Origin of the sequence: Delftia sp. DS1230 (genome assembly GCF_040112715.1) — a bacterium.
Classification (GTDB): Bacteria; Pseudomonadota; Gammaproteobacteria; order Burkholderiales; family Burkholderiaceae_C; genus Comamonas; species Comamonas tsuruhatensis.
In genome coordinates this window covers 759622-779913 of the sequence record NZ_CP157763.1, presented here as the reverse complement: position 1 = coordinate 779913, position 20292 = coordinate 759622, and the positions used below count along the sequence as shown (strand labels likewise).

The following is a 20292-nucleotide window of genomic DNA, read 5'->3' as shown; positions in this document are numbered from 1 at the left end:
CTTACTCCTTGGCGGCATTGGCTGCCGCAGGCTGCAGCGTCGCGGCCGAGAGATCGTCCAGCGCCAGATTCAACTGCAGCACGTTCACGCGCGGCTCACCCAGCAGGCCCAGAACGCGCGGCTGCATCTGCTGGCGCAGCAGTTCCTGGACCTTGGCCACAGGCAGCTGGCGCTCGCGTGCCACGCGCGGCAGCTGCAGCTCGGCATTGGCCACAGAGATGTGCGGATCCAGGCCGGAGGCCGAGGCCGTCACGGCATCCACAGGCACAGCGGCATCTGCCGCCAGACCATTGAGTTCGCGGTAGGCCGCCACGCGCGCCGCCACGGACTCCTTGAGCGCCGCGTGGGTCGACCCCTGGTTGGTGGCGGCCGACAGCGCGGCGTTGTAGGGCGCGGCCACCGTGGCATCGGCCTTGTCGGGATCCGGCGCCGTGGTGGCGCTGGGCCGACCCTGGAAATAACGGGGCGAAGCGAACTCCTGCCCGATCAGGGCCGAGCCCACGACCGAGCCCTGGCGCGTGATCAGGCTGCCATTGGCGGCCTTGGGAAACGCGGCCTGGGCCACGAGCGTGGTGACCAGCGGATACGCCAGGCCCGTGACCACGGCGACGAACAGCGCCGACCGCAGGCTGGGGCCGAACAGCGAGCGCAGCCCGCCGGCATCGGTCTGGGATGGAACCTGCGCATCGGTGCGCAGCACCGGCAACGGGCCGGAAGTGTGTGTTTGAACTTGCATTTCGGAAACCTCCGCCGCGCTGCTGTGTCAGGCACAGCAGGCGGCCAGGAAAAAAACGGGCTCAGGGGTGTTCAGGGGTAGACCTGTCCTGACAGCATCTGCAGTTGCTCGACCACAGGACCCAGGGCCAGCGAAGGCAGGAAGGTCAGTCCACCGACCACTACCACCACGAAGACCAGCAAGCCCATGAACAGCGGCGTGGCCGTCGGGAAGGTGCCCGGCCCCGCAGGCACGGTGGGCTTGGCCGCCAGGCTGCCGGCCAGGGCCAGCATGGGCAGCAGTGTCAGATAGCGGCCAGCCAGCATGGCCAGGCCGATGGTGGTGTTGAAGAACGGCGTGTTCGCATTCAGGCCCGCAAAGGCCGAACCGTTGTTGGCCGTGCCCGAGGCATAGGCATAGAGCACCTCCGAGAAGCCGTGCGGCCCCCGGTTGGTCAGACTGGCCATGGTGTCGGGCCAGACCGCAGCCAACGCCGTGAAGCCCAGGATGGAGATCGGGTGCGCCATCACGGCCAGCATCACCAGCTTGATCTCGCGCGCCTCGATCTTCTTGCCCAGGAACTCGGGCGTGCGGCCGATCATCATGCCGGCCAGGAAAACCGTGAGGATGGCGTACTGCAGCAGGTTGATCAGGCCCACGCCGTCGCCGCCGAACACACAGTTGAGCATCATCTGCGCCAGCGGCACCAGCCCGCCCAGGGGCGTCAGCGAGTCATGCATGGCATTGACCGAGCCCGTGGTCGCGGCCGTGGTCGTGGTCACGAACAGCGCCGTATCGGCGATGCCGAAGCGCAGCTCCTTGCCCTCCATGTTGCCGCCCGGCTGGGTGGCGCTGATCTGCTGGTCGGCACCTGCGGCCGTGAGCAGCGGATTGCCGGCCTGCTCGGCCGTGAACACCAGCGCCAGAAAGCCCACGAACATCACCAGGCAGGCGCCGAACAGCACCCAGCCCTGGCGACGGCGCAGCAGCATGGAGCCGAGCGCATAGGTCAGCGCCGACGGGATCAGCAGCATGCCCAGGATGTGGAATGCGTTGGTCAGCGGCGTGGGGTTCTCGAACGGATGGGCCGCATTCATGCCGAAGAAGCCGCCACCGTTGGTGCCGATGTGCTTGATGCTCTCCAGGCTGGCCACGGGGCCGAGAAGAATCTGCTGGCGAGCGCCTTCCAGCGTCGTCGCCCAGACCTGGCCATCCAGCGTCTGAGGCACACCCTGCCACACATAGACCAGGGCCACCACAAAGCTCAGCGGCAGCATCACGCGCCAGAGCATGCGCACATAGTCCACCCAGTAGTTGCCCAGGTCCGAGGCACTGGAGCGCGCCAGGCCGCGGATGACACCCGCCGCGGCGACCACGCCCGTGGTCGCGCCAGCGAACATCATGAAGGTGATGGCCACCATCTGCGTGGCGTTGGACAGGCTGCTCTCGCCCGAATACGCCTGCCAGTTGGTATTGGTCACAAAGGACACGGCCGTGTTGAAGGCCAGGTCCGGTGTCTGCGCCGCATTGCTCAGCGCATTGAGCGGCATCCAGCCCTGCAGGCGCAGCAGCGCATAGCCCAGCAGCAGCATGGCGCCGTTGGACAGCAGCAGCGCCAGCCCGTAGCGCTGCCAGCCCATGCGCTCGGCCGGGTTCACGCCCAGGGCGCGAAAGCTCAGCCGCTCGATCCAGGCATGGTGCTCACTCGTGAAGCAGCGTGCCAGCCACTGCCCCATGGGCACGGCCAGCGCCGTCATCAGCAGCAGCACCAGTGCATATTCCATCCAGGTCAACCACATGGAGGTCTCCTTTCAGGCAGTCAAATCCGGCCCAGCGCCGCCACGAAGGCCAGCAGGCCCCCGAAGCAGCCCAGGCTCAGGGCGATAAAGATCAGGTCTTGCATCTGCGCCACCTCAGAACTGTTCGGGCCGCAGCAATGCGTATCCGAGGTAGACAAACACAGCCAGGGCGCCCAGGGCGCCCAGGGCGCCCAGCCATCCGGTGATTTCGGTCAGGGTCATAGGGATTTCTCCCGCATCGGCGCCGCATGGCGGCACCTGTTGTTGCGATGGGGAAAACTCTAGGGCCGGGGCTGTCAAAAGCGGATTGAGATTGCGACGTGCCGTATCAAGACGGCATCAAGAAACCAGGGACACGACTTACATCCCTGTTCGCCGATATTCCCGGTGCGAAAGTAGAATGGCGGCCATTTGCGGCCTCGCTTGGCTCCATGCCCCAATGGCCGCCCGCGACAGACATTACGTCTCCCTTTTCTGGCAGGCACCGCCCTGCCTCTGCGCTTTCAATACTGTGTCATACGCCTCTGAAACCCGGCGCCGCCGGACTTTTGCCATCATTTCCCACCCCGACGCGGGCAAGACCACGCTGACCGAGAAGCTGCTGCTGTTCTCGGGCGCGATCCAGATCGCGGGCGCCGTCAAGGGCCGCAAGGCCAGCCGCCATGCCACCTCCGACTGGATGGAAATCGAAAAGCAGCGCGGCATCTCGGTGGCCAGCTCGGTCATGCAGATGAGCTACCGCGACCATGTGGTCAATCTGCTCGACACCCCGGGCCACAAGGACTTCTCGGAAGACACCTACCGCGTGCTCACGGCCGTGGACTCGGCGCTGATGGTGATCGACGCCGCCAACGGCGTCGAATCGCAGACCCGCCGCCTGATCGAGGTCTGCCGCCAGCGTGACACGCCCATCATCACCTTCGTCAACAAGATGGACCGCGAAGTGCGCGATCCGCTGGACATTCTTGACGAAGTGGAGCGCGAGCTGGGCATGCCCTGCTGCCCCGTCACCTGGCCCGTGGGCCAGGGCAAGCAGTTCGGCGGCATCATCAACCTGCTCACCCAGACCATGACGGTGTTCCAGCCCGGCAGCGAACGCCGCCCCCAGGACTTCGAGGCCATTCCCCTGGCCGAGGCCGACAAGCTGCGTGCGCGCTTCGGGCAGGCCTTTGACGACGCGCTCGACAGCATGGAACTGGCCCAGGGCGCCTCGGCCCCCTGGGACCATGAGGCCTTCCTGGCCGGCAAGCTCACACCGGTCTTCTTCGGCTCCGGCGTGAACAACTTCGGTGTCATGGAAGTGCTGGATGCCGTGGTCGACATGTCGCCCCCGCCCAGCCCCCGAAAAAGCTCGCTGCTGGTCAACAAGCAGCCTGTGGAAAAGATCATCCACCCCGAGGACGAAGGCTTCTCCGGCGTGGTCTTCAAGGTCCAGGCCAACATGGATGCCAACCACCGTGACCGCATCGCCTTCGTGCGCGTGGCCTCGGGCAAGTACACGCCCGGCATGAAGATGAAGGTGCAGCGCACCGCCAAGGAACTGCGCCCCACCTCGGTCGTGACCTTCATGAGCCAGCGCCGCGAAGCCGTCGAAGAAGCCTATGCGGGCGACATCATCGGCTTCACCACGCATGGTGGCGTGCAGTTGGGCGACACCATCACCGACGGCGCGAGCCTGCAATTCACGGGCCTGCCTTTCTTCGCCCCTGAAATGTTCATGACCGTGGTGCTCAAGAACCCGCTGCGCACCAAACAGCTGCAGCAGGGCCTGATGCAGCTGGGCGAGGAAGGCGCCATCCAGGTCTTCAAGCCCGAAGCCGGCGGCAACATGCTGCTGGGCGCCGTGGGCCAGCTGCAGTTCGAAGTGGTGCAGCACCGCCTGAACACCGAATACGACTGCGACATCCGTCTGGAAGGCTGCCAGTACACGGCCGCCCGCTGGATCACGGCCGACACGCCGGGCGAACTGCGCGAATTCGAGAACGCCTACCCGCTGCGCATGGCGCGCGATGCGGCCGACACGCTGGCCTATCTGTGCACGTCACCCTATGACGTGCGATTGGCGCAGGAGCGGTTTCCGAAGATCCATTTCCATCCGCTGCGCGAGCATGCGGGGTTGGCTTTGCAGGCCGCCAATTGATCCCGCCCAACGCTGTTACCTAAAGCAACACAGGCGACCACCTACTTGCAAATGAGCCAAAAAATAACCCTTTTACCTGAAATAAGGACATATTCTCTGACATGGAGATTGAAGTCTTGACGAGAAGCAGAAAATAATTCCGCCGCAGGCGCACAAGTTATGGCTTGATGCGCCTGCTGTGTTTTCAGAAAAGAAATATCCGTGGATAAAAACAGCCATCCATCCAACAACTTCGATTTTCTTCGAATCTTTGCCGCAAGCTTGGTGCTATACAGCCACCACTACGCGCTTTCGGGACTTCCAACCTCCGGCTTACTTGGCATGTATACATGGGGAGGGGTTGCGGTATTAATATTCTTTTCTATCAGTGGCTATCTTGTTGCTCAAAGCTGGTTCGCCGACCCGCATATTGGACGATTCTTCTTGCGGCGCATTCTGCGCATCTGGCCAGCACTGACATTCATTGTTATTTTCTGCACATTCATTCTTGGCCCCTCCGTCACGACACTGAGCATGCAGGATTACTTTGGCCATCCGGAGACCCTTGGATACCTGAAGCTTCTATATATGGAGACGCGATTCACCCTGCCGGGCGTCTTCCAAAACAATCCAGCACTCCCTACCGTCAATGGCTCCTTATGGACCATACCATACGAGGTTATCTGCTATATTCTACTGGGAAGCCTGGGATTCATTGGCTTATTGAATAGCAAGAAGAGCCTGCTGGCCATCGCCGCAGCTTATCTTATTTGGTATGCCTTCAAGCGTCTCCCTACCTCTGCAGCAGATATCCACGCCAAACAGGAATTCATAGCCTTCTTTCTCTCCGGATCCGCTCTGTATGCACTGCAAGACATATGGTCAAAACACAAGAAAAAAATCCTGCTTGCACTTTGCACAGCTGCAATTATTCTTATTTATCTGAAGCTCAAATTTCTCGCCGTATTGCTGATACTGCCTTACATGGCAATTTTTCTGGGAACCTCTTCCACGCCTTTCCTTCGTAATTTCGGGCGCTGGGGAGATCCTTCATACGGCATATATCTTTTTGCATTTCCCGTGCAGCAGACGATACTGAGCTTCGCATCTCACAGTCTGAACTTCTACACCAGCCTTCTTATATCCTTCGTCATCACGATTGCATTCGCATATCTATCGTGGCATGCCATCGAGAAACAGGCACTCAAATTCAAGCCCAGCCGGTCGAACGGAGAATTCTTTAGCTTTAAAAAACCATACAGCAGGTATAGATTTTTCTTCTGTCTGTGGGCGGGTATTGCGCTTATCTATCTGCTGTGGCTCGTATCCTTTTGGCCCGGAGTCATAGGCCCGGACAGCTACGCTGTCATGCTTGAATCCGAGACTCAAAGAGAATTTCAATCCGGAAAGCCTATTTTCTGGTTCCTCTTTGTTGATTTCTTCTACTCTCCGTGGCGGCTTGTCGAAATCCCTATCGCAGTACAAATGCTGACAAGCTCGATCATCTTCACCAGAGCCCTGACATGGATGGCAGAGCAAAATTTGAGAAAATCATTCAAATTTTCTCTGATATTCATCGTGCTTGCCCCTTGCCTGGTATTTTATAATGGCAGCCTATATTCCGATGGAATCTACGCCTCGACACTTGCATGCATGCTGCTCGAGATATGGATATGCTCGAAGAAGCGTAGCATTGGCAACATATCAGTTTTCATATTTTTTGTCACCATACCTTTTGCAATATTCTCCAGGCCCAACGGGATTGCCAACTTCATCCCACTGATCTATTTGCTTTATCTTCTACAGGGCAGCCACAGGCGCAAGCTTGCCATCATCATCATTGGCTGGTCTGCACTAGCCGTTGCCGGAAATATCGTTCACAGAAACAAACACTCCATAGGCACGGTTTTCCCGCTAGCAGTTTATGAAACCGTTGGCTTTCTCGAGAACCGCCCCATGGGCCTGTGGGAAATGGACAAACCCCGCATCACGCCAAGATCCCAGCAGGCACTGGAATCCACAGGAAAGAGCATCCAAGAGGTTCAGCAGTTCTACGACCACTATTATTGGGATCCTTTGATATTTCGCCCCGATGGACCGACCTTGCTTTCAATGTCTTCATCCAACAAAAAAATCATCATCAAGGATTTTTTCAAATACAACTTGTGGCACAACTTCCCTGCATTCGCGGCCAGCAGAGTCAATATCTTTCTTTACGCGGCGTTCGCAAGCGGTGGTATTCCCGGCTCCCTGGGTAGCACCCAGTATTTCTTACCACAAACGAAATCCAGATCCATACCGGAAGAATACAATCTACCCACAGATTCCTTTTTTCAGAAGTGGCTTGATTTTTCGATGGATTATTCAAAAATATTCTGGACTCCTTGGCTGGGGATTTTCCTCATCATCTCCACCTTCAGAAAATCAATAATAGCCAGGCACAAAACAGCCATTGTCATATCAGGCACTATGCTGCTGCAACTGATTGCGGTGTTTATATTCTCCATTGCTGGAGAGTATCGATATCTACTTGCATTCTTCACAGCCCCACTGGCGCTCCTGCCCATCCACGCATCACTTGACAAGCAAAAGAGTTCCACATGACACTTATCACAAGCGCTGTCGCATTGATTTGCGTCATAGGCATATCCATCGGACAGCTACTTTTCAAAAAGGCAGCAACCACTATTCCGCCATCCCCCTCTTTTTTCGACATCGCCTTCAACACTTGGCTGGTCAGCGCCTTTATTCTTTACGGGTTGACGACTCTTGTATGGATTTGGGTTCTAAGGAATGCGCCCCTCTATCTTGCCTATCCATTCATGGGTTTGGCGTTCATTCTAGTCCCCACGCTTGCCTGGCTATTTCTCAATGAACCACTACATGCAAAGACCATACTGGGAGGCGCCATAATTGCCATAGGCATTTCTATTACAGCAAAAACCAACTAATCAATGGGATTTGATATGAAAATAGCAGTTGCCATACCTTGCTACAAAGTCAAGCAGCATGTTCTTGGTGTCATAAAGGAAATACCGGATTTTGTGGCAAAGATCTACGCCGTGGATGACTTTTGCCCGGACGGAAGCGGCCAATGGATCACTCAAAACTGCAAAGATCCAAGGGTCAGCGTCATTCTCCACGCAGAGAATCAGGGAGTTGGCGGCGCAGTCAGCACTGCATACAAACAGGCCATCCAAGATGGAATAGATATTGTTGTAAAAATAGACGGTGATGGCCAAATGGATCCACATCTTTTGCCGCTGTTTGTTCGCCCAATCATCAAAGGCCTAGCTGATTACACCAAAGGAAATCGCTTCTTCCGCCCAGAATCAAGCTACGGCATGCCAAAGGCACGACTATTCGGCAATGCGGCACTTTCCTTCATTACAAAAGTCAGTTGCGGCTACTGGCACATCATGGATCCATCAAATGGATACACAGCCATACATGTCAGCGTACTAAAAGAGCTACCCATAGATAAATTCGAAAAAAGATACTTTTTCGAGACAGACATGCTTTTCAGACTCAACACCATTCGTGCCGTGGTAAAAGACATTCCCATGGACGCTGTATACGCAGACGAAGAGTCCAATCTCAATATAAGAAAAATTCTCCCCGAGTTCTCCAAGAAACATCTCATCAGGCTTGGCAAACGCTATTTTTATAAATACTTGCTGAGAGACTTCAATCTTGGCTCCTTGTACAGCATATTCGGCCTAATTCTTTTTCTTTTCGGCGTGTTTTTTGGGATGACTCAGTGGATCAGCAGTAGCATGCAACACAAAGTTGCCAGCAGCGGCACCGTCATGCTCGCGGCTCTGCCCACTTTGGTGGGGATACAGTTCATCATTGCCTTTTTACAATATGATATAAGCAGCACTCCTAAAGAGCCGCTGAGCACCACTCTTGCGGAGAGCATGGATCTGTCCTCCACCGACATGGGTTGAGCCCTGTTATCAAGTTGTAGAAAAATAATGCTAAAGAACGTGCAAACCCTGCGGTTTTTCGCCGCGCTCTGGGTGGTGCTCCATCACATGACCCCGCCGGTCACGCCATTCAATCTGTCCCTGGTTCCAGAAGCCATCTCCAGCTTAGGTTTCGCCGGAGTCGATCTTTTTTTCGTGATCAGCGGTCTCATCATGGCCGAGACAACACGCATGTTGCAGCCAGGATGGAGGCCGGCCACGCGCTTTCTTGTACAGCGCTTTGGACGTATCTACATCGGCTGGTGGCCGTTTTTTGTCGTCTATCTGGTGGCGGCCGTGCTTCTAGGAGTACTGCGGCCACAAGTCAGCCTGCTGGGTTCATTCTTCCTTTGGCCCCAGGATCTGATGCTCTATCTGCTGCCAATCACCTGGACACTGAGCTTCGAACTCTATTTTTACGTGATAGTGGCAGCCATCGTGTTTTGGCAGCGTCGCCATGCAACGCTAATCCTTTCCGTCCTGGGCCTGCTTGTCATATGTCTGAACATCTGGTTCTACAAGAACGGCATGTATCTTCCTGAAAATGAAGCGAAGGCCAAGCAAAATCTGCTGATCCCCTTCTACCTGTCACCACTTGTCGTCGAGTTTATTGCCGGCTTTCTTTTGGCAGAGTGGATCCATCGCCGTCCTCGGCAGCTCCTGTTGCCTTGGTTCCTGGGTGCCCTGGCCCTGCTCTACACGGCCTATGACCTTCAGATCAATGGGAACCTCAACCATAGTGGCATGGCAGGCTTCTTCCATGCATGTGAGCGAGCTATTCTTCTGGGCGGATTCTCCTTGTGCTTGGTTGCGTGCGGCATGGAACTGGAACGCAGGAAGATCACGCCCGGAAAATTGCTGCAGTCTTTGGGCGACGCGTCCTACAGCATCTACCTCAGCCACATCATGGTGTTGGCTGCCATGGGTATTCTGTATTTCAAATTGCAGGCAAGCTTGCACATGCCATCGAATGCATGGGCTTTAGCCACCCTGCTTGTGACCTTGGTCTTTTCATGGCTGAGCTATCGATGGATGGAGCTCCCCTTGCACAATATATTCAAGCGACAAATTGCAATCCGGCTTGCCTTTTTGTCCAATCGCACCGCATAAATGATGGCCAACCTCCTGAGATTTGAGTCTCAGGGAGCACTTCGCCGGTCGGAGCACTTGGCAAACCGGACCAGTACAAATCAAGTAAACCAGATTCTGCCGTGATCAACGCCTTTTTCCGATTTCTTGGTGCCATCGCCACGCTGTTGGCAGCAACTCCGGTACTCGCCAACAACGTGCAGCCTGAACCCACCCAGAGGCGCCCGCCCCTGATTGTGGCTCCTTCGGTGGAGGGGTGGTACATCTGCAATGAAGCGGCGGCCAATACAGAAATCAAGACACTGGAAGCACTTTTCACCTTCTGCAGACAGCACGGTTTCGATGGAACTGCGGCCATTGCCGGACTGCTGGACAAGCTTGAGCCAGACGGCCCTCGGGGATCAGTGCAGGTCGGCTATACCCTTACCCTTCCGCTTCTGACGTTGTATCGACACACAGTCCGTGGTTGGGAGATTGATGGCACCCGCGTGGAAAGTTTCCTGAATGTCATCCGCAAGGTGGAGCGCCCAGCCGTGGTCTATCTCATGGCTGACCATTTCGACTCCACTGGTGACATCGTCGACGAGCTTGCCAAGAACCCTCGCAACCTAATGCAATTGCGCGACGGCAAGCCGCTGGAACTCGGATATTTCGGCTACCGGGTCATGCCATATACGCTGTCGGTCGATCCTGTCATTCCTGTCAACCAATACCGCTTCAAGGCTCTGCAGTACGTTGTAAAGAAAATCCTGGAACTGCCCGAGGCGGTGCAAAAGCGCATCGTCGCCTACACGCTGCCGGGCGAACTGCACCACATGTTCCCTGACTTCCAGAACGGCATGGGCGCCTACCAATCCATCCAAGTCACAGACTACAGTCCGGATTCCGTTGCAGGCTTTCGGCGCTGGTTGCAGTCCAAGTACAAGGATGTGGGACAGCTGAAAATGCAGACCGGACTGGACTATCCTTCGTTTGATGCCGTCCCAGCCCCATCCAAGGACATTCGCAAGGAGCGCCTGAGCTCCTTTGGCGAGCACTATGACGCCTTCGCAGGTGGCACGCTGCCGATTGCAGGCTGGCTGTGGGACCCTGAGCAGGCCGTGAAAAAGCTGGATCTGTACGTGGATGGCAAATTCGTCGCGCCTGTTGCCCGCGGCCTGGGCAGGCTGGATGTCTACCGTGCCTTGGATGCGATCACCGATCCCAACACTGGCTTTCGGCATGACTTGGACTATCGAGACCTGCCGCCAGGAAAGCACATCGCACAGGTCGTTGCCGCAACCCATGAACGACGGTACCTGCTGGCCAATGTGGAGTTTATGGTCGTTCCGCGCGACCAGAGCAAGGTATCGGCACAGCCGCCCAAGCGACTGGGATGGATGCAGCGGATCTCAACGCTGCGCGGAGTGCGCACCTGGCTGGACATGCCGGCCGGACCGCAAGACCTCTACTACAACCCGTTGGCGCACGACTGGAACACCTACCGCGAATCGCAGGTGTACGGTCTTCTGAAAGCCTTCCACCAAAAGGCCGTAGATGCAGGGCTGCCGGCTGAAAAAATCTACTCGCATCAGATCGTGGCGAATGTGAACTCGTCCTGGAACCCGCAATTGCTTGCCTCCGACAAGACGATCGGTGGCGATACACCCTGGCGAACCGGCGTGAACATGTATGGCGGCACCACCAACAGCGAGTGGATGCGCAACTACATGAGGCAAATTGGCATCACCAGTTACGGCGTCCCAGAGTTCAACCCGCAGCAGTGGAAGCGCGAAGGAGCGCACCTGAAAGCCATGCAGTCGCACTATGACAACGGCGCAACCTTCATCAGTCCCTACTACTTCTCGCTGATTCCCGCCCGCCTGGGCGCGGCCGAACACGGCGTCAACCGCATGGAACTGTCCCCCGACAACCCCAAGGACGGCTCCGACAAGTTCTACAAGGCCATCGTCGAATTCGCCAGGCAGTAGGATGGAGCCCTTGCGCGCACGGTCCGTGCGTGCAAACGCTGCCCTTTTACAAGCCGCCCCGGGCGGCTTTTTGCATTTTGACGACCGTGCCTACAACCCTCCAGCCGCTGTCCCTCTGGACACCTCCCGCATCGCCGCTCGGCATCCTCACCGACATCGACGACACTCTGACCACCGAGGGCGTGGTGCCGGACCATGTCGTCGATGCCATCGCCCGGCTCAAGCAGTCCGGCCTGCGCGTGGTGCCGATCACGGGCAGGCCCGTAGGCTGGAGCGAGCCGTTTGCCCAAGCCTGGCCCGTGGATGCCATCGTGGCCGAGAACGGCGCCGTGGCCCTGCGGCGCAATGCGCAGGGCGGGCTGGACAAGCTCTACCAGCAGGACGAGGCCACACGCACTGCCAACTACGCGCGGATGCAGCAGGTGCTGGCCGAGATCGAGGCCACCGTGCCCGGCGCGCTGCGCGCCACCGACTCGGCGGGCCGCGAATGCGACATTGCCGTGGACCACAGCGAATTCGCGCAGATGCCCCAGCAGGACATTGACCGGTGCGTGGCCATCATGAAGGCGGCGGGCATGAACGCCACCGTCAGCTCCATCCACATCAACGGCTGGTTTGGCGCGCACAACAAGCTCGAAGGCGCGCGATGGATCCTGCGCACCCTGTTCGACATCGACCTCGACGCCACGCTGGACCGCTGGATCTACATCGGCGACTCCACCAACGACCAGCTGATGTTCGAGCACATGCCCCACAGCCTGGGCGTGGCCAACATCGCGCGCTTCGTGCCCCAGCTCAAGCACCTGCCTCGCCATGTCACGCAGGCCGAGCGCGGCGACGGCTTTGCCGAAATGGCGCAGTATTTGCTGTCCCAGCGCCCCTGATCCACAGGGCCGAGGGCCGGTGCTGCCCTTGCAGGCCTTCGCCCTCGACCACCCCTCCTGATCTGCGGGACCCGCGCCCCCTCCGCAGACACCATCACCCTCAGCACAGGCAACCGCCCGGCGCAGGCGGGCTGCGCACCCTCTTTCCCCCATTCGACAGAGCAAATCTAGGACTATTCCTAGATTCAGGCTCAAATAATCAGAATGCGCCCTATTTCATATAACGGCGGCGCACACCTAGAATCCATCACATACCCAAAGAATAGGTTTTTTCGCCTTTTTCTTTGACATATTCTCTCCTGAACCCCGTCCGCGCCATTGGGCACTGGTGTCTTTGAGCAATTCAATTTCAAACATGCCAGAGAAACAAACCTCGCCCATCCCTCGCCAACGCTCCCTCATCCGAACAATTTCTCCATGTCAGCGCCACCACCTATTCCAGCATGATCGCAACCCCTGCAAATCATTGACCATGCTGACAGTTACCAACCATTGGATTGATGAGGTGAACATGGAACACTGATGATTTATTAACCACTCAACCATTCACACACTCTCCTATTCCATCAGCGCATTCATCGCTGCTGGAATTTCATTTATCTCTTCAACTCGAGGGAATACCCATGAAAAAGATCGCATTGCTGACATCGGTCGCCGGCCTGGTCATGATGGCCATGAACACCGCTCAAGCAGCAGACGGCACCATCAACTTCACGGGCGAGGTGGTCACCACCACCTGCAAGGTGGACACCACGGTCGCCGGCGCCGCCAAGGACGGCGTGAAGCTGCCCAACGTGGCGAACAACCAGCTGGCCACCGTGGGTGCCACGGTCGGCCGCCAGGCGTTCTCGCTGGAACTCAGCGGCTGTGAGCTGGCCACCGCCACCTCCACAGCGCCCGTCTCAAAGGTCGCCGTGTTCTTCGAAGCCGGCCCCAACGTGGACCTGGTCACCGGCATGCTCAAGCCCGCAGCGGCCAGCGGTACTGGTGCGCCCGCCGTGGCCTCCGGTGTCCAGATCGCCATCGTGGATCCCAGCAACAACGAGCGCCTGAAGATCGGTTCCGCCCAATCGCGCTTTGTGGACATCGACAACAAGGTCGGTGGCAATGGCCGGGCCATCATGCGTTTCGCCTCCGAATACGTGGCCACCGGCCCCGTGACCGCAGGCCGTACCGACACCTCGGTGACCTACTCGCTGGTCTATCAGTAATCACTGACTTTCAGGCATATCGGCCGCCTTGCGGTGGTCGATATGCCGTGTCTTCTGCTTTCGTGACATGGGCCTGGCCCCATTCTTTCGCTCAAAACCCAGAGAGTTCTCCGATGCTGACGATCAAACGTTCATATGGGCTTGCTGCCATCCTGTTGTCCCTTCTTCTTGGAGCGGCGGCACAGGCCAGCGTGACATTGACGGGCACGCGCATCATCTTCCCCAGTGGCGAGAAGGAAGCCACCATCCAGCTCACCAACGAAGGCAGCAAACCTGCCCTGGTGCAGACCTGGCTGGACAAGGGCAACAACCAGGAATCGCCTGAGAACATCGACGTTCCCTTCGTCATCACGCCCACCATCATGCGCATCGAGGCGGGCAAGAGCCAGACGTTGCGCATCATCTATTCGGGCGAAGCACTGCCTGCCGACAAGGAATCCCTGTTCTGGCTCAACGTGCTGGACGTCCCGCCCAAGGCGGAAATGGAAGGCGACTCCAACAATCTCCAGTTCGCCTTTCGCACCCGTGTCAAGCTCATGTACCGACCCAGCAACCTGCCCGGCAATGCCCAGGAGGCTCCTGCCCAGCTTCAATGGTCGGTAGACGTTGACGCCAAAAACCAGCCTGTGTTGAAAGCACGCAATCCCAGCGCCTTTGTGGTCAATGTGGCTGGCGTTGAAGTGCAACTCGGCGGCAAATCCTTCGAGGCAGGCGTCGGGCCCGTTCTTCCCGGCCAGGTGGCCACCTTCCCAATCAAGGAACCTGCGGGTGCCAACATGGCTGGCGCGGCAGGTGCCACGGTGATGTTCAGCAGCATCAATGATTGGGGCGCCAGTCTCAACCACGAAGCCAGAATCGGAAATTCCGCCCAATAAACAGGGCAATGCGAGCAAAGCCACGCGAATCCCCCGTCCTTTCCGGCCTGATTATCTAGTGCCACTGCATTTTCAGCCCGGCCAGCACACCGATACCCAGCGTTAATACCCGGCGAAACGGCATCGGTCTCTTTACCGGGACTGGCACATCGGCCTTGGCCGTTCGCTTTGCATCGGGCGCACAGCATTAGGAGATAAGCAAATGATCAGGCCAGTCTTTCCAGATTCAGAAAAGGGAATCAAAAGCCGGCATACAAGGCAAGGAAAAGGAACAATGCCGGGGCCAGGCCAAGGCCCTGCCGGATATTTCCAACTGAAGCCCGGCCATGCGCTGCTGCTCTCCGTGCTGGTGTGCTGGCAGTCCGAGGCCCAGCAGGGGCAGCAGGTCAAGGAAGTCACGACCTCCACGTCCACCGGCCAGTGGCAGCCCACGCCGGCTGCCGTCGACTTCGACCCCAGCTTTCTGAACACCGGCAAGCAGACTATTGACGTCTCGCGCTACTCGCGCGCCAACGTGGTCACGCCCGGCAACTACAGCCCCGACATCTACATCAACGGCAACTGGGTTGGCCGCCGCGAAGTGCAGTTCAAGGCCCAGTCCGGCTCACAGGACGCGCTGCCCTGCCTGGACAAGGCCCTGCTGGAGAAGGTGGGCATCGACCTCTCACGCCTGCCGCCCGAGGCCGCCTTGAAGCTGGCGGCCGACGGTGGCTGCAACCGTCTGGACCAGATCGTTGCGGGCGCCTTGACCAGTTTCGACTTCGGCAAGCAGCGACTGGACCTGAGCGTGCCCCAGGCCTCGCTACGCCGTTCGGTGCGCGGCTATGTCAGTCCCGACCAATGGAGCGCCGGCGTGCCTGTCGGCCTGCTCGGCTACCAGTTCAACACCTACCACGGGCGCTCCAGCAACGCAGAAAACACCACGCAGAGCTACCTGGGCCTGAACGGCGGCGTCAACATCGACCGCTGGCATTTCCGGCACAACGGCTCCTTCAGCTGGGCGGACACTGGACGGGGCAACTACCAGAACATCTCCACCTACGCACAGCGCGACATTGCCGACTGGTCTTCCCAGCTCATACTGGGCGACACCTACACGGGTGGCGACCTGATGGACTCCACCTCGTTTCGCGGCATACGCTTGAACAGTGATGACCGCATGCTGCCCGACTCCCAGCGCGGCTACGCGCCCGTGGTGCGCGGCGTGGCCAACACCAATGCCCGAGTCACCATCACGCAGAACGGCATCAAGCTCTACGAAACCACGGTGGCGCCCGGCGCCTTCGTCATCAACGACCTCTATCCCACGGGCTACGGTGGCGACCTGCAAGTCAGCATCACCGAGGCCAATGGCGCCGTGCGCAGCTTCTCCGTTCCCTACGCGGCCGTGCCGCTGTCGCTGCGTGAAGGGCAGAACCGATACAGCCTCACTGCGGGCGTGGTACGCCACCTGCCCAACACCTCGCCCATGTTCTCCCAGGCCACGTGGCAGCACGGCTTCACCAATATGCTGACAGGCTACGGCGGCGTGTCCCTGGCCAAGGGCCATATCTCGCCCATGATTGGCGCAGCGCTCACCACGCCCTGGGGCGCCTTCGGTGCAGACATCACGCACGCCTCCACCAGCATCCCCCACGACGGTTCCTTTTCCGGGCAGAGCCTGCGGGCCAGCTACGCAAAGTCCTTTGCGCAGATCGGCACCCACGTGGCCATTGCCGCCTATCGCTACTCCACCAACGGATTCTTCGGCCTCAACGACGCCATGCGCGCACGGGATCAGGCCAATCTGCTACGGCCCTCCACGGACCTGTACCGGCCTCGCAACCGCGCCTCCCTGGTCATGGGACAGCAGTTCGGGCCTGGGGGAGGCAACCTCAGCCTCACGGCGTCCACTGCCAAGTACTGGAACCGACAGGGCTCCAACGTCGACTACGCCATTGGCTACAGCAACTCGTTCCGCAACATCTCCTACAACCTCTCTGCGGCGCGCCAGCGTGATGCCTGGGGACAGTCCAACACGTTCCTGCACGTGGGCCTGTCGATTCCGCTCAGCATGGAGCGCGGCATGATGCTCTCCACCAATACCAACCGCGACTCGCGCGGCCGCGTGCAGGCCCAGGCCAACCTGTCCGGTCTGCTGGGCGACGACAACGCCATCTCCTACGGCCTCAGCGCCAACCACAACACCGGTGGCATGAATGGCAGCAGCACCAGTGCCAGCGCCAACGCCACCTACCGCGCATCGCAGACCGAACTCAGCGGCAGCGTCAGCGCCAGCAGCGGCTACCAGCAGTTCTCGGTAGGCGCGCGTGGCGCCATCGTGGCCCACCCGGGCGGGGTGACGCTGTCGCAATCGGTGTCTGACACCTTTGCCATCGTGGAGGCCAAGAACGCGGAAGGCGCGCGCATCAACAACGCGCCCGGAGTGAAGGTGGACAGCCGGGGCTATGCCGTCGTGCCCTACCTCACACCGTTCTCGATGAACGAGGTCTCCATCGATCCCAAGGGCCTGTCGACGGACGTGGAACTCAAGGAAACCAGCCAGCACGTCGCGCCGCTGGCCGGTGCCGTGCCGCTGCTGGTCTTCAAGACGGCCTACGGCCGCTCGGCCGTGATCCGCGCGCGGCAGGCCGGCAACATGCCTGTGCCCTTTGGCGCCAGCGTGCTGGACATGGACGGCAAGGAGTTGGGCGTGATCGGCCAGGCCGGCAAGCTGCTGGCGCGCGGGCTATCAGACCAGGGCGAGCTGCAGGTGCAGTGGAAGACCGACACCGGCATGGTGGGCTGCAACCTCTCCTATACCCTGCCTGAAAGAAAGCGCAGCACCACCCACCAGCCGCCGCAAAGCCTGGAACTGCCCTGCGTGGCCAGCAACAAGCTGCTGCCTGCGGCCACCGACGTGGCATCGGCCAAGCCGGGCAAGACCGCGGCAACCTCAACCGCAACCACCAATGCCAAGACAGCCGTGGCAGGCGCCCCGGCCTCCAACGCTGCGTCGGCTGTGGCTCTGGCCGGCATCACCCAGGAACGCATGGCAGCAACGGCACCGGCCACGGCAGTCGCCAGCGCGCCGGCAGTCACTGCGGCTGCAGTGCTGCCCGCTCGTGCCACACAGCCGAGCGACAGCCAGCAGGCACTGAAGCTGGAGCGCAACCTGGACGGCCTGCGCATGAGCGTCAAGATCAGCGCCTTGCCCACCACGGTGCCAGTCACCAGCAACGCGGGCAGAACTCCCGTGGCGGCAGGGCACGACGCAGGCACCGGCAAGCACAAGCCGCCGCAGCAAACCCTGCGGGCTGACCGTCCGCTGGCCATCCTGCAGCCCAGCTTGAAGATCAGGGTCCTGGCATCGGCCGATCAGACATAAGCACCGGAAAGCAGCCCAAATGGGCCGCTGCAAATGCAGGGCCACGTTGATTGCCTGCACCAGCAGGCTTCCATTTCCGACTCCCGCGCCGACTGCAGATACGTTGGTACGGGTAGCCATCGGCATGCAGCTATTTGCCGTCACTGCCCAAACGCTGTTCATCAAGACCCGCAAGATTGACTGCGGGCCTTGTGCCGCAGGGCGGCACAGCCGAGACCTTGCTCTTCTCGCAAAGACCATCGTCCGCTTGTCTGCCGGCATAAGCTGCATCGCAGATCCCCCCAATCCATAGGCGACAGCCTTCCCACAAGGCTTTGCCCCGCCATTTCTGGACCCGCGCACGCACAGTTCGGATCACCAATTCGTAAGCAATTGAAGACAAGATAGGACTATTCCTAGGGAATCCCGATAACTCCGCTCAAAAAATCAGGAAATTCCTAGAGAGAAAATCGCGAAATTCAGAATTATCCAATTTCATTTCAGCGAGCATGTGTTGACAATAAGCCAATCAGACAAATTGCCAAGAATCAGAATCTGATTCTTCGAAATCTCGTCATCAACGAGAACAATCCACCGTCAATTCATATTCCCAAAAAGCCTCTTCAGCCACACCCAATTGACGCATAAAAAAATATATTACCTGCAACTTTCAGCAGCAGCAACTCTATAGCCATCGATATCTGGAATCATTCAAAAATATCCAATATCAAATCAAAAATGGAGGTGCGTCAAAGAAAAAAGTTTCAAACAAGATCATTACTTCAATCCACCATATTCATCAAACTCAATTTCATCAGGCATAAATATGAAATTTTCTGCATTGAAATTTTCGGTTGCGGGCTTGTCCTTGCTTGCACTGAGTTCTGTCCATGCCCAATCCACTCAGAGTGGAATCGTCAGATTCACAGGAAATATTTCTCCTGTCACTTGCATCGTCAATCTGGGAAGTCGAGACCAGAAGATCGATTTCGGTATCGTACCTCCCAATGACCGCGGTTTCACGTCTGGCGGTGGTGCCGTGGGCAACGTTGCTCTTCCCGCCCATCAGAGAACGATCACCATCAGGCTGGATGGCTGCTCAACCCCAGGAGCGAACAATCAGCCCACCACTGCCACGGTCCGTTTTGATGGCCCCATCAGGAACGGCCGCATCAATACGAGCAATGCCACGGCCGACATCCAGTTACTGGAGAACAACTCGACAACGGCCATCTGGGATCTGAGCGGCCCGTCTGCGCCTGTCAACCTGCAATCAGGAACCAATACGCTCAACTACATCGCCAGGTACTACGTGGCTGCCGTGCCCCTTGCCTCAGGAGAGGCGAATGCTGAAGCGACTTTCACCATGAACTATCAATAGGCAGTCCACCGCCTCAGAGAAGCGCCGGCCACCTTCTGGTGGCTGGCGCATTCACCTCCAATGCCTGTGGCATTTCTCTCATATACAGAAATTCAGGATCTCCTATGCCGGTGAAAAATCGCCGATCCAGTCTGCTGTCACATTGTTTCGCCATGGCCGCATTGCTTATTTGCGTCCTCCCGGCCAATGCCAGCATAGTCCTCTATGGAACACGGGTCATATTTTCAGGCGACGAGACGGAAGCCACCCTCAAGATTTCCAATGAAGGAAAATTGCCATCGCTGGTGCAGTCATGGCTGGACACGGGCGATGGAGATATGGCGCCCGAGGGCATAGATGTGCCCTTTGTGATCGCGCCGTCGCTCACCCGCCTGGAAGCCTCGGACCAGCAGATGCTGCGCATCATCCATTCCGGCCAGCCCCTACTCCAGGACAGAGAGTCATTGTTCTGGATCAACGTGCTGGACGTGCCGCCCAAGACCGAGAACGCGAAAGGCTCCCAGGGCAGCCTCGCACTGGCCTTTCGCACGCGCATCAAGCTGATATATCGCCCCAAGGGCCTTCCGGGCGAACCGAAGGATGCGCCTGAGCAGTTGCAGTGGTCCGCGAGCACGACCCGAGACGGGCAAGCCGTACTTCAGGCCCGTAATCCGACCGCATATGTCGCCAATCTGGGCCATATCGCCGTAGAGGCAGCTGGCCAGAGTTTCAAGATGAATGTAGGACATGTGTTGCCAGGAGAAACGGCAAAGTTTGCATTCCAGAAGCCCGCCGAAAACGAACAACTACCCAAGGAGCTTCCCGCGGACGCAGTGGTGGTCTACACCAGCCTCAACGACTGGGGTGGTGCCGCGGGCCACAGGGTCGAACTTGGGCGCCGACGGTAGCCGAATCCCTAACGCAGCACCGAAAGCCTCCATGCCGGTCACGCGTGA

At 58.4% G+C, this 20292-nt stretch carries 15 protein-coding genes; 12 read left to right on the top strand and 3 right to left on the bottom strand.

The genetic code is table 11. From position 1 onward, the window contains the following. Window position 1: 1 nt before the first annotated feature. The 3 genes from kdpC to AAN986_RS03480 all read right to left on the bottom strand — a co-directional run bounded on the left by kdpC (window position 2) and on the right by AAN986_RS03480 (window position 2736). A complete protein-coding gene (gene kdpC, locus AAN986_RS03490; RefSeq protein ID WP_016448468.1) occupies window positions 2-736 on the bottom strand; it encodes a potassium-transporting ATPase subunit KdpC in 735 nt (244 codons plus the stop codon). A gap of 71 nt (window positions 737-807) precedes the next feature. Then, window positions 808-2514 carry a potassium-transporting ATPase subunit KdpA gene (kdpA, locus tag AAN986_RS03485; RefSeq protein WP_016448469.1) on the bottom strand — a complete coding sequence of 569 codons (1707 nt, stop codon included), beginning with the start codon at window positions 2512-2514 and terminating at the stop codon, window positions 808-810. Between the two features lie 114 nt (window positions 2515-2628). Further along, window positions 2629-2736 carry a potassium-transporting ATPase subunit F gene (locus AAN986_RS03480; protein WP_047218454.1) on the bottom strand — a complete coding sequence of 36 codons (108 nt, stop codon included), beginning with the start codon at window positions 2734-2736 and terminating at the stop codon, window positions 2629-2631. A gap of 289 nt (window positions 2737-3025) precedes the next feature. On the opposite strand from AAN986_RS03480, the gene AAN986_RS03475 reads away from it, so the two are divergent. The 12 genes from AAN986_RS03475 to AAN986_RS03420 all read left to right on the top strand — a co-directional run bounded on the left by AAN986_RS03475 (window position 3026) and on the right by AAN986_RS03420 (window position 20244). Then, window positions 3026-4654, top strand: a complete 1629-nt coding sequence (locus AAN986_RS03475; protein ID WP_047218453.1) for a peptide chain release factor 3 — start codon at window positions 3026-3028, stop codon at window positions 4652-4654. Between the two features lie 201 nt (window positions 4655-4855). Next, window positions 4856-7237 (top strand): acyltransferase, encoded by a 2382-nt coding sequence (locus AAN986_RS03470; protein WP_162233974.1) that lies wholly within the window; start codon window positions 4856-4858, stop codon window positions 7235-7237. Then, window positions 7234-7584 carry an undecaprenyl phosphate-alpha-L-ara4N flippase subunit ArnE gene (locus AAN986_RS03465; protein WP_034363250.1) on the top strand — a complete coding sequence of 117 codons (351 nt, stop codon included), beginning with the start codon at window positions 7234-7236 and terminating at the stop codon, window positions 7582-7584. The genes AAN986_RS03470 and AAN986_RS03465 overlap by 4 nt, the downstream gene beginning before the upstream one ends. A 15-nt stretch (window positions 7585-7599) precedes the next feature. Continuing rightward, on the top strand, window positions 7600-8583 hold the full coding sequence (locus AAN986_RS03460; protein ID WP_082138094.1) for a glycosyltransferase: 984 nt from the start codon (window positions 7600-7602) through the stop codon (window positions 8581-8583). 27 nt (window positions 8584-8610) lie between these two features. Beyond that, complete coding sequence (locus AAN986_RS03455; protein ID WP_047218451.1) at window positions 8611-9711, top strand: acyltransferase; 1101 nt, start codon at window positions 8611-8613, stop codon at window positions 9709-9711. Window positions 9712-9812: 101 nt separating this feature from the next. Further along, complete coding sequence (locus tag AAN986_RS03450; protein ID WP_241150377.1) at window positions 9813-11660, top strand: hypothetical protein; 1848 nt, start codon at window positions 9813-9815, stop codon at window positions 11658-11660. An 86-nt stretch (window positions 11661-11746) separates the two neighbouring features. Next, window positions 11747-12544, top strand: a complete 798-nt coding sequence (locus AAN986_RS03445) for an HAD-IIB family hydrolase (protein ID WP_047218468.1) — start codon at window positions 11747-11749, stop codon at window positions 12542-12544. 623 nt (window positions 12545-13167) lie between these two features. Beyond that, the gene (locus tag AAN986_RS03440; RefSeq protein ID WP_034363243.1) at window positions 13168-13755 is read left to right on the top strand and encodes a fimbrial protein; all 588 of its coding nucleotides are present in this window, start codon (window positions 13168-13170) and stop codon (window positions 13753-13755) included. Between the two features lie 113 nt (window positions 13756-13868). Further along, on the top strand, window positions 13869-14630 hold the full coding sequence (locus AAN986_RS03435; RefSeq protein WP_047218450.1) for a fimbria/pilus periplasmic chaperone: 762 nt from the start codon (window positions 13869-13871) through the stop codon (window positions 14628-14630). A gap of 274 nt (window positions 14631-14904) precedes the next feature. Continuing rightward, window positions 14905-17997: a fimbria/pilus outer membrane usher protein gene (locus AAN986_RS03430; RefSeq protein WP_047218449.1), complete on the top strand. Its 3093-nt coding sequence runs from the start codon at window positions 14905-14907 to the stop codon at window positions 17995-17997. Between the two features lie 805 nt (window positions 17998-18802). Next, complete coding sequence (locus AAN986_RS03425) at window positions 18803-19357, top strand: fimbrial protein (protein ID WP_012207733.1); 555 nt, start codon at window positions 18803-18805, stop codon at window positions 19355-19357. Window positions 19358-19461: 104 nt separating this feature from the next. Next, the gene (locus tag AAN986_RS03420; RefSeq protein WP_052862706.1) at window positions 19462-20244 is read left to right on the top strand and encodes a fimbria/pilus periplasmic chaperone; all 783 of its coding nucleotides are present in this window, start codon (window positions 19462-19464) and stop codon (window positions 20242-20244) included. Window positions 20245-20292 lie beyond the last annotated feature (48 nt).

Coding starts and splice junctions, on each gene's coding strand:
- AAN986_RS03440 (WP_034363243.1), top strand. CDS start 13,168: ATGAAAAAGATCGCATTGCTGACATCGGTCGCCGGCCTGGTCATGATG.
- AAN986_RS03480 (WP_047218454.1), bottom strand. CDS start 2,736: ATGACCCTGACCGAAATCACCGGATGGCTGGGCGCCCTGGGCGCCCTG.
- AAN986_RS03420 (WP_052862706.1), top strand. CDS start 19,462: ATGCCGGTGAAAAATCGCCGATCCAGTCTGCTGTCACATTGTTTCGCC.
- AAN986_RS03460 (WP_082138094.1), top strand. CDS start 7,600: ATGAAAATAGCAGTTGCCATACCTTGCTACAAAGTCAAGCAGCATGTT.
- AAN986_RS03435 (WP_047218450.1), top strand. CDS start 13,869: ATGCTGACGATCAAACGTTCATATGGGCTTGCTGCCATCCTGTTGTCC.
- kdpA (WP_016448469.1), bottom strand. CDS start 2,514: ATGTGGTTGACCTGGATGGAATATGCACTGGTGCTGCTGCTGATGACG.
- AAN986_RS03465 (WP_034363250.1), top strand. CDS start 7,234: ATGACACTTATCACAAGCGCTGTCGCATTGATTTGCGTCATAGGCATA.
- kdpC (WP_016448468.1), bottom strand. CDS start 736: ATGCAAGTTCAAACACACACTTCCGGCCCGTTGCCGGTGCTGCGCACC.
- AAN986_RS03425 (WP_012207733.1), top strand. CDS start 18,803: ATGAAATTTTCTGCATTGAAATTTTCGGTTGCGGGCTTGTCCTTGCTT.
- AAN986_RS03455 (WP_047218451.1), top strand. CDS start 8,611: ATGCTAAAGAACGTGCAAACCCTGCGGTTTTTCGCCGCGCTCTGGGTG.
- AAN986_RS03430 (WP_047218449.1), top strand. CDS start 14,905: ATGCCGGGGCCAGGCCAAGGCCCTGCCGGATATTTCCAACTGAAGCCC.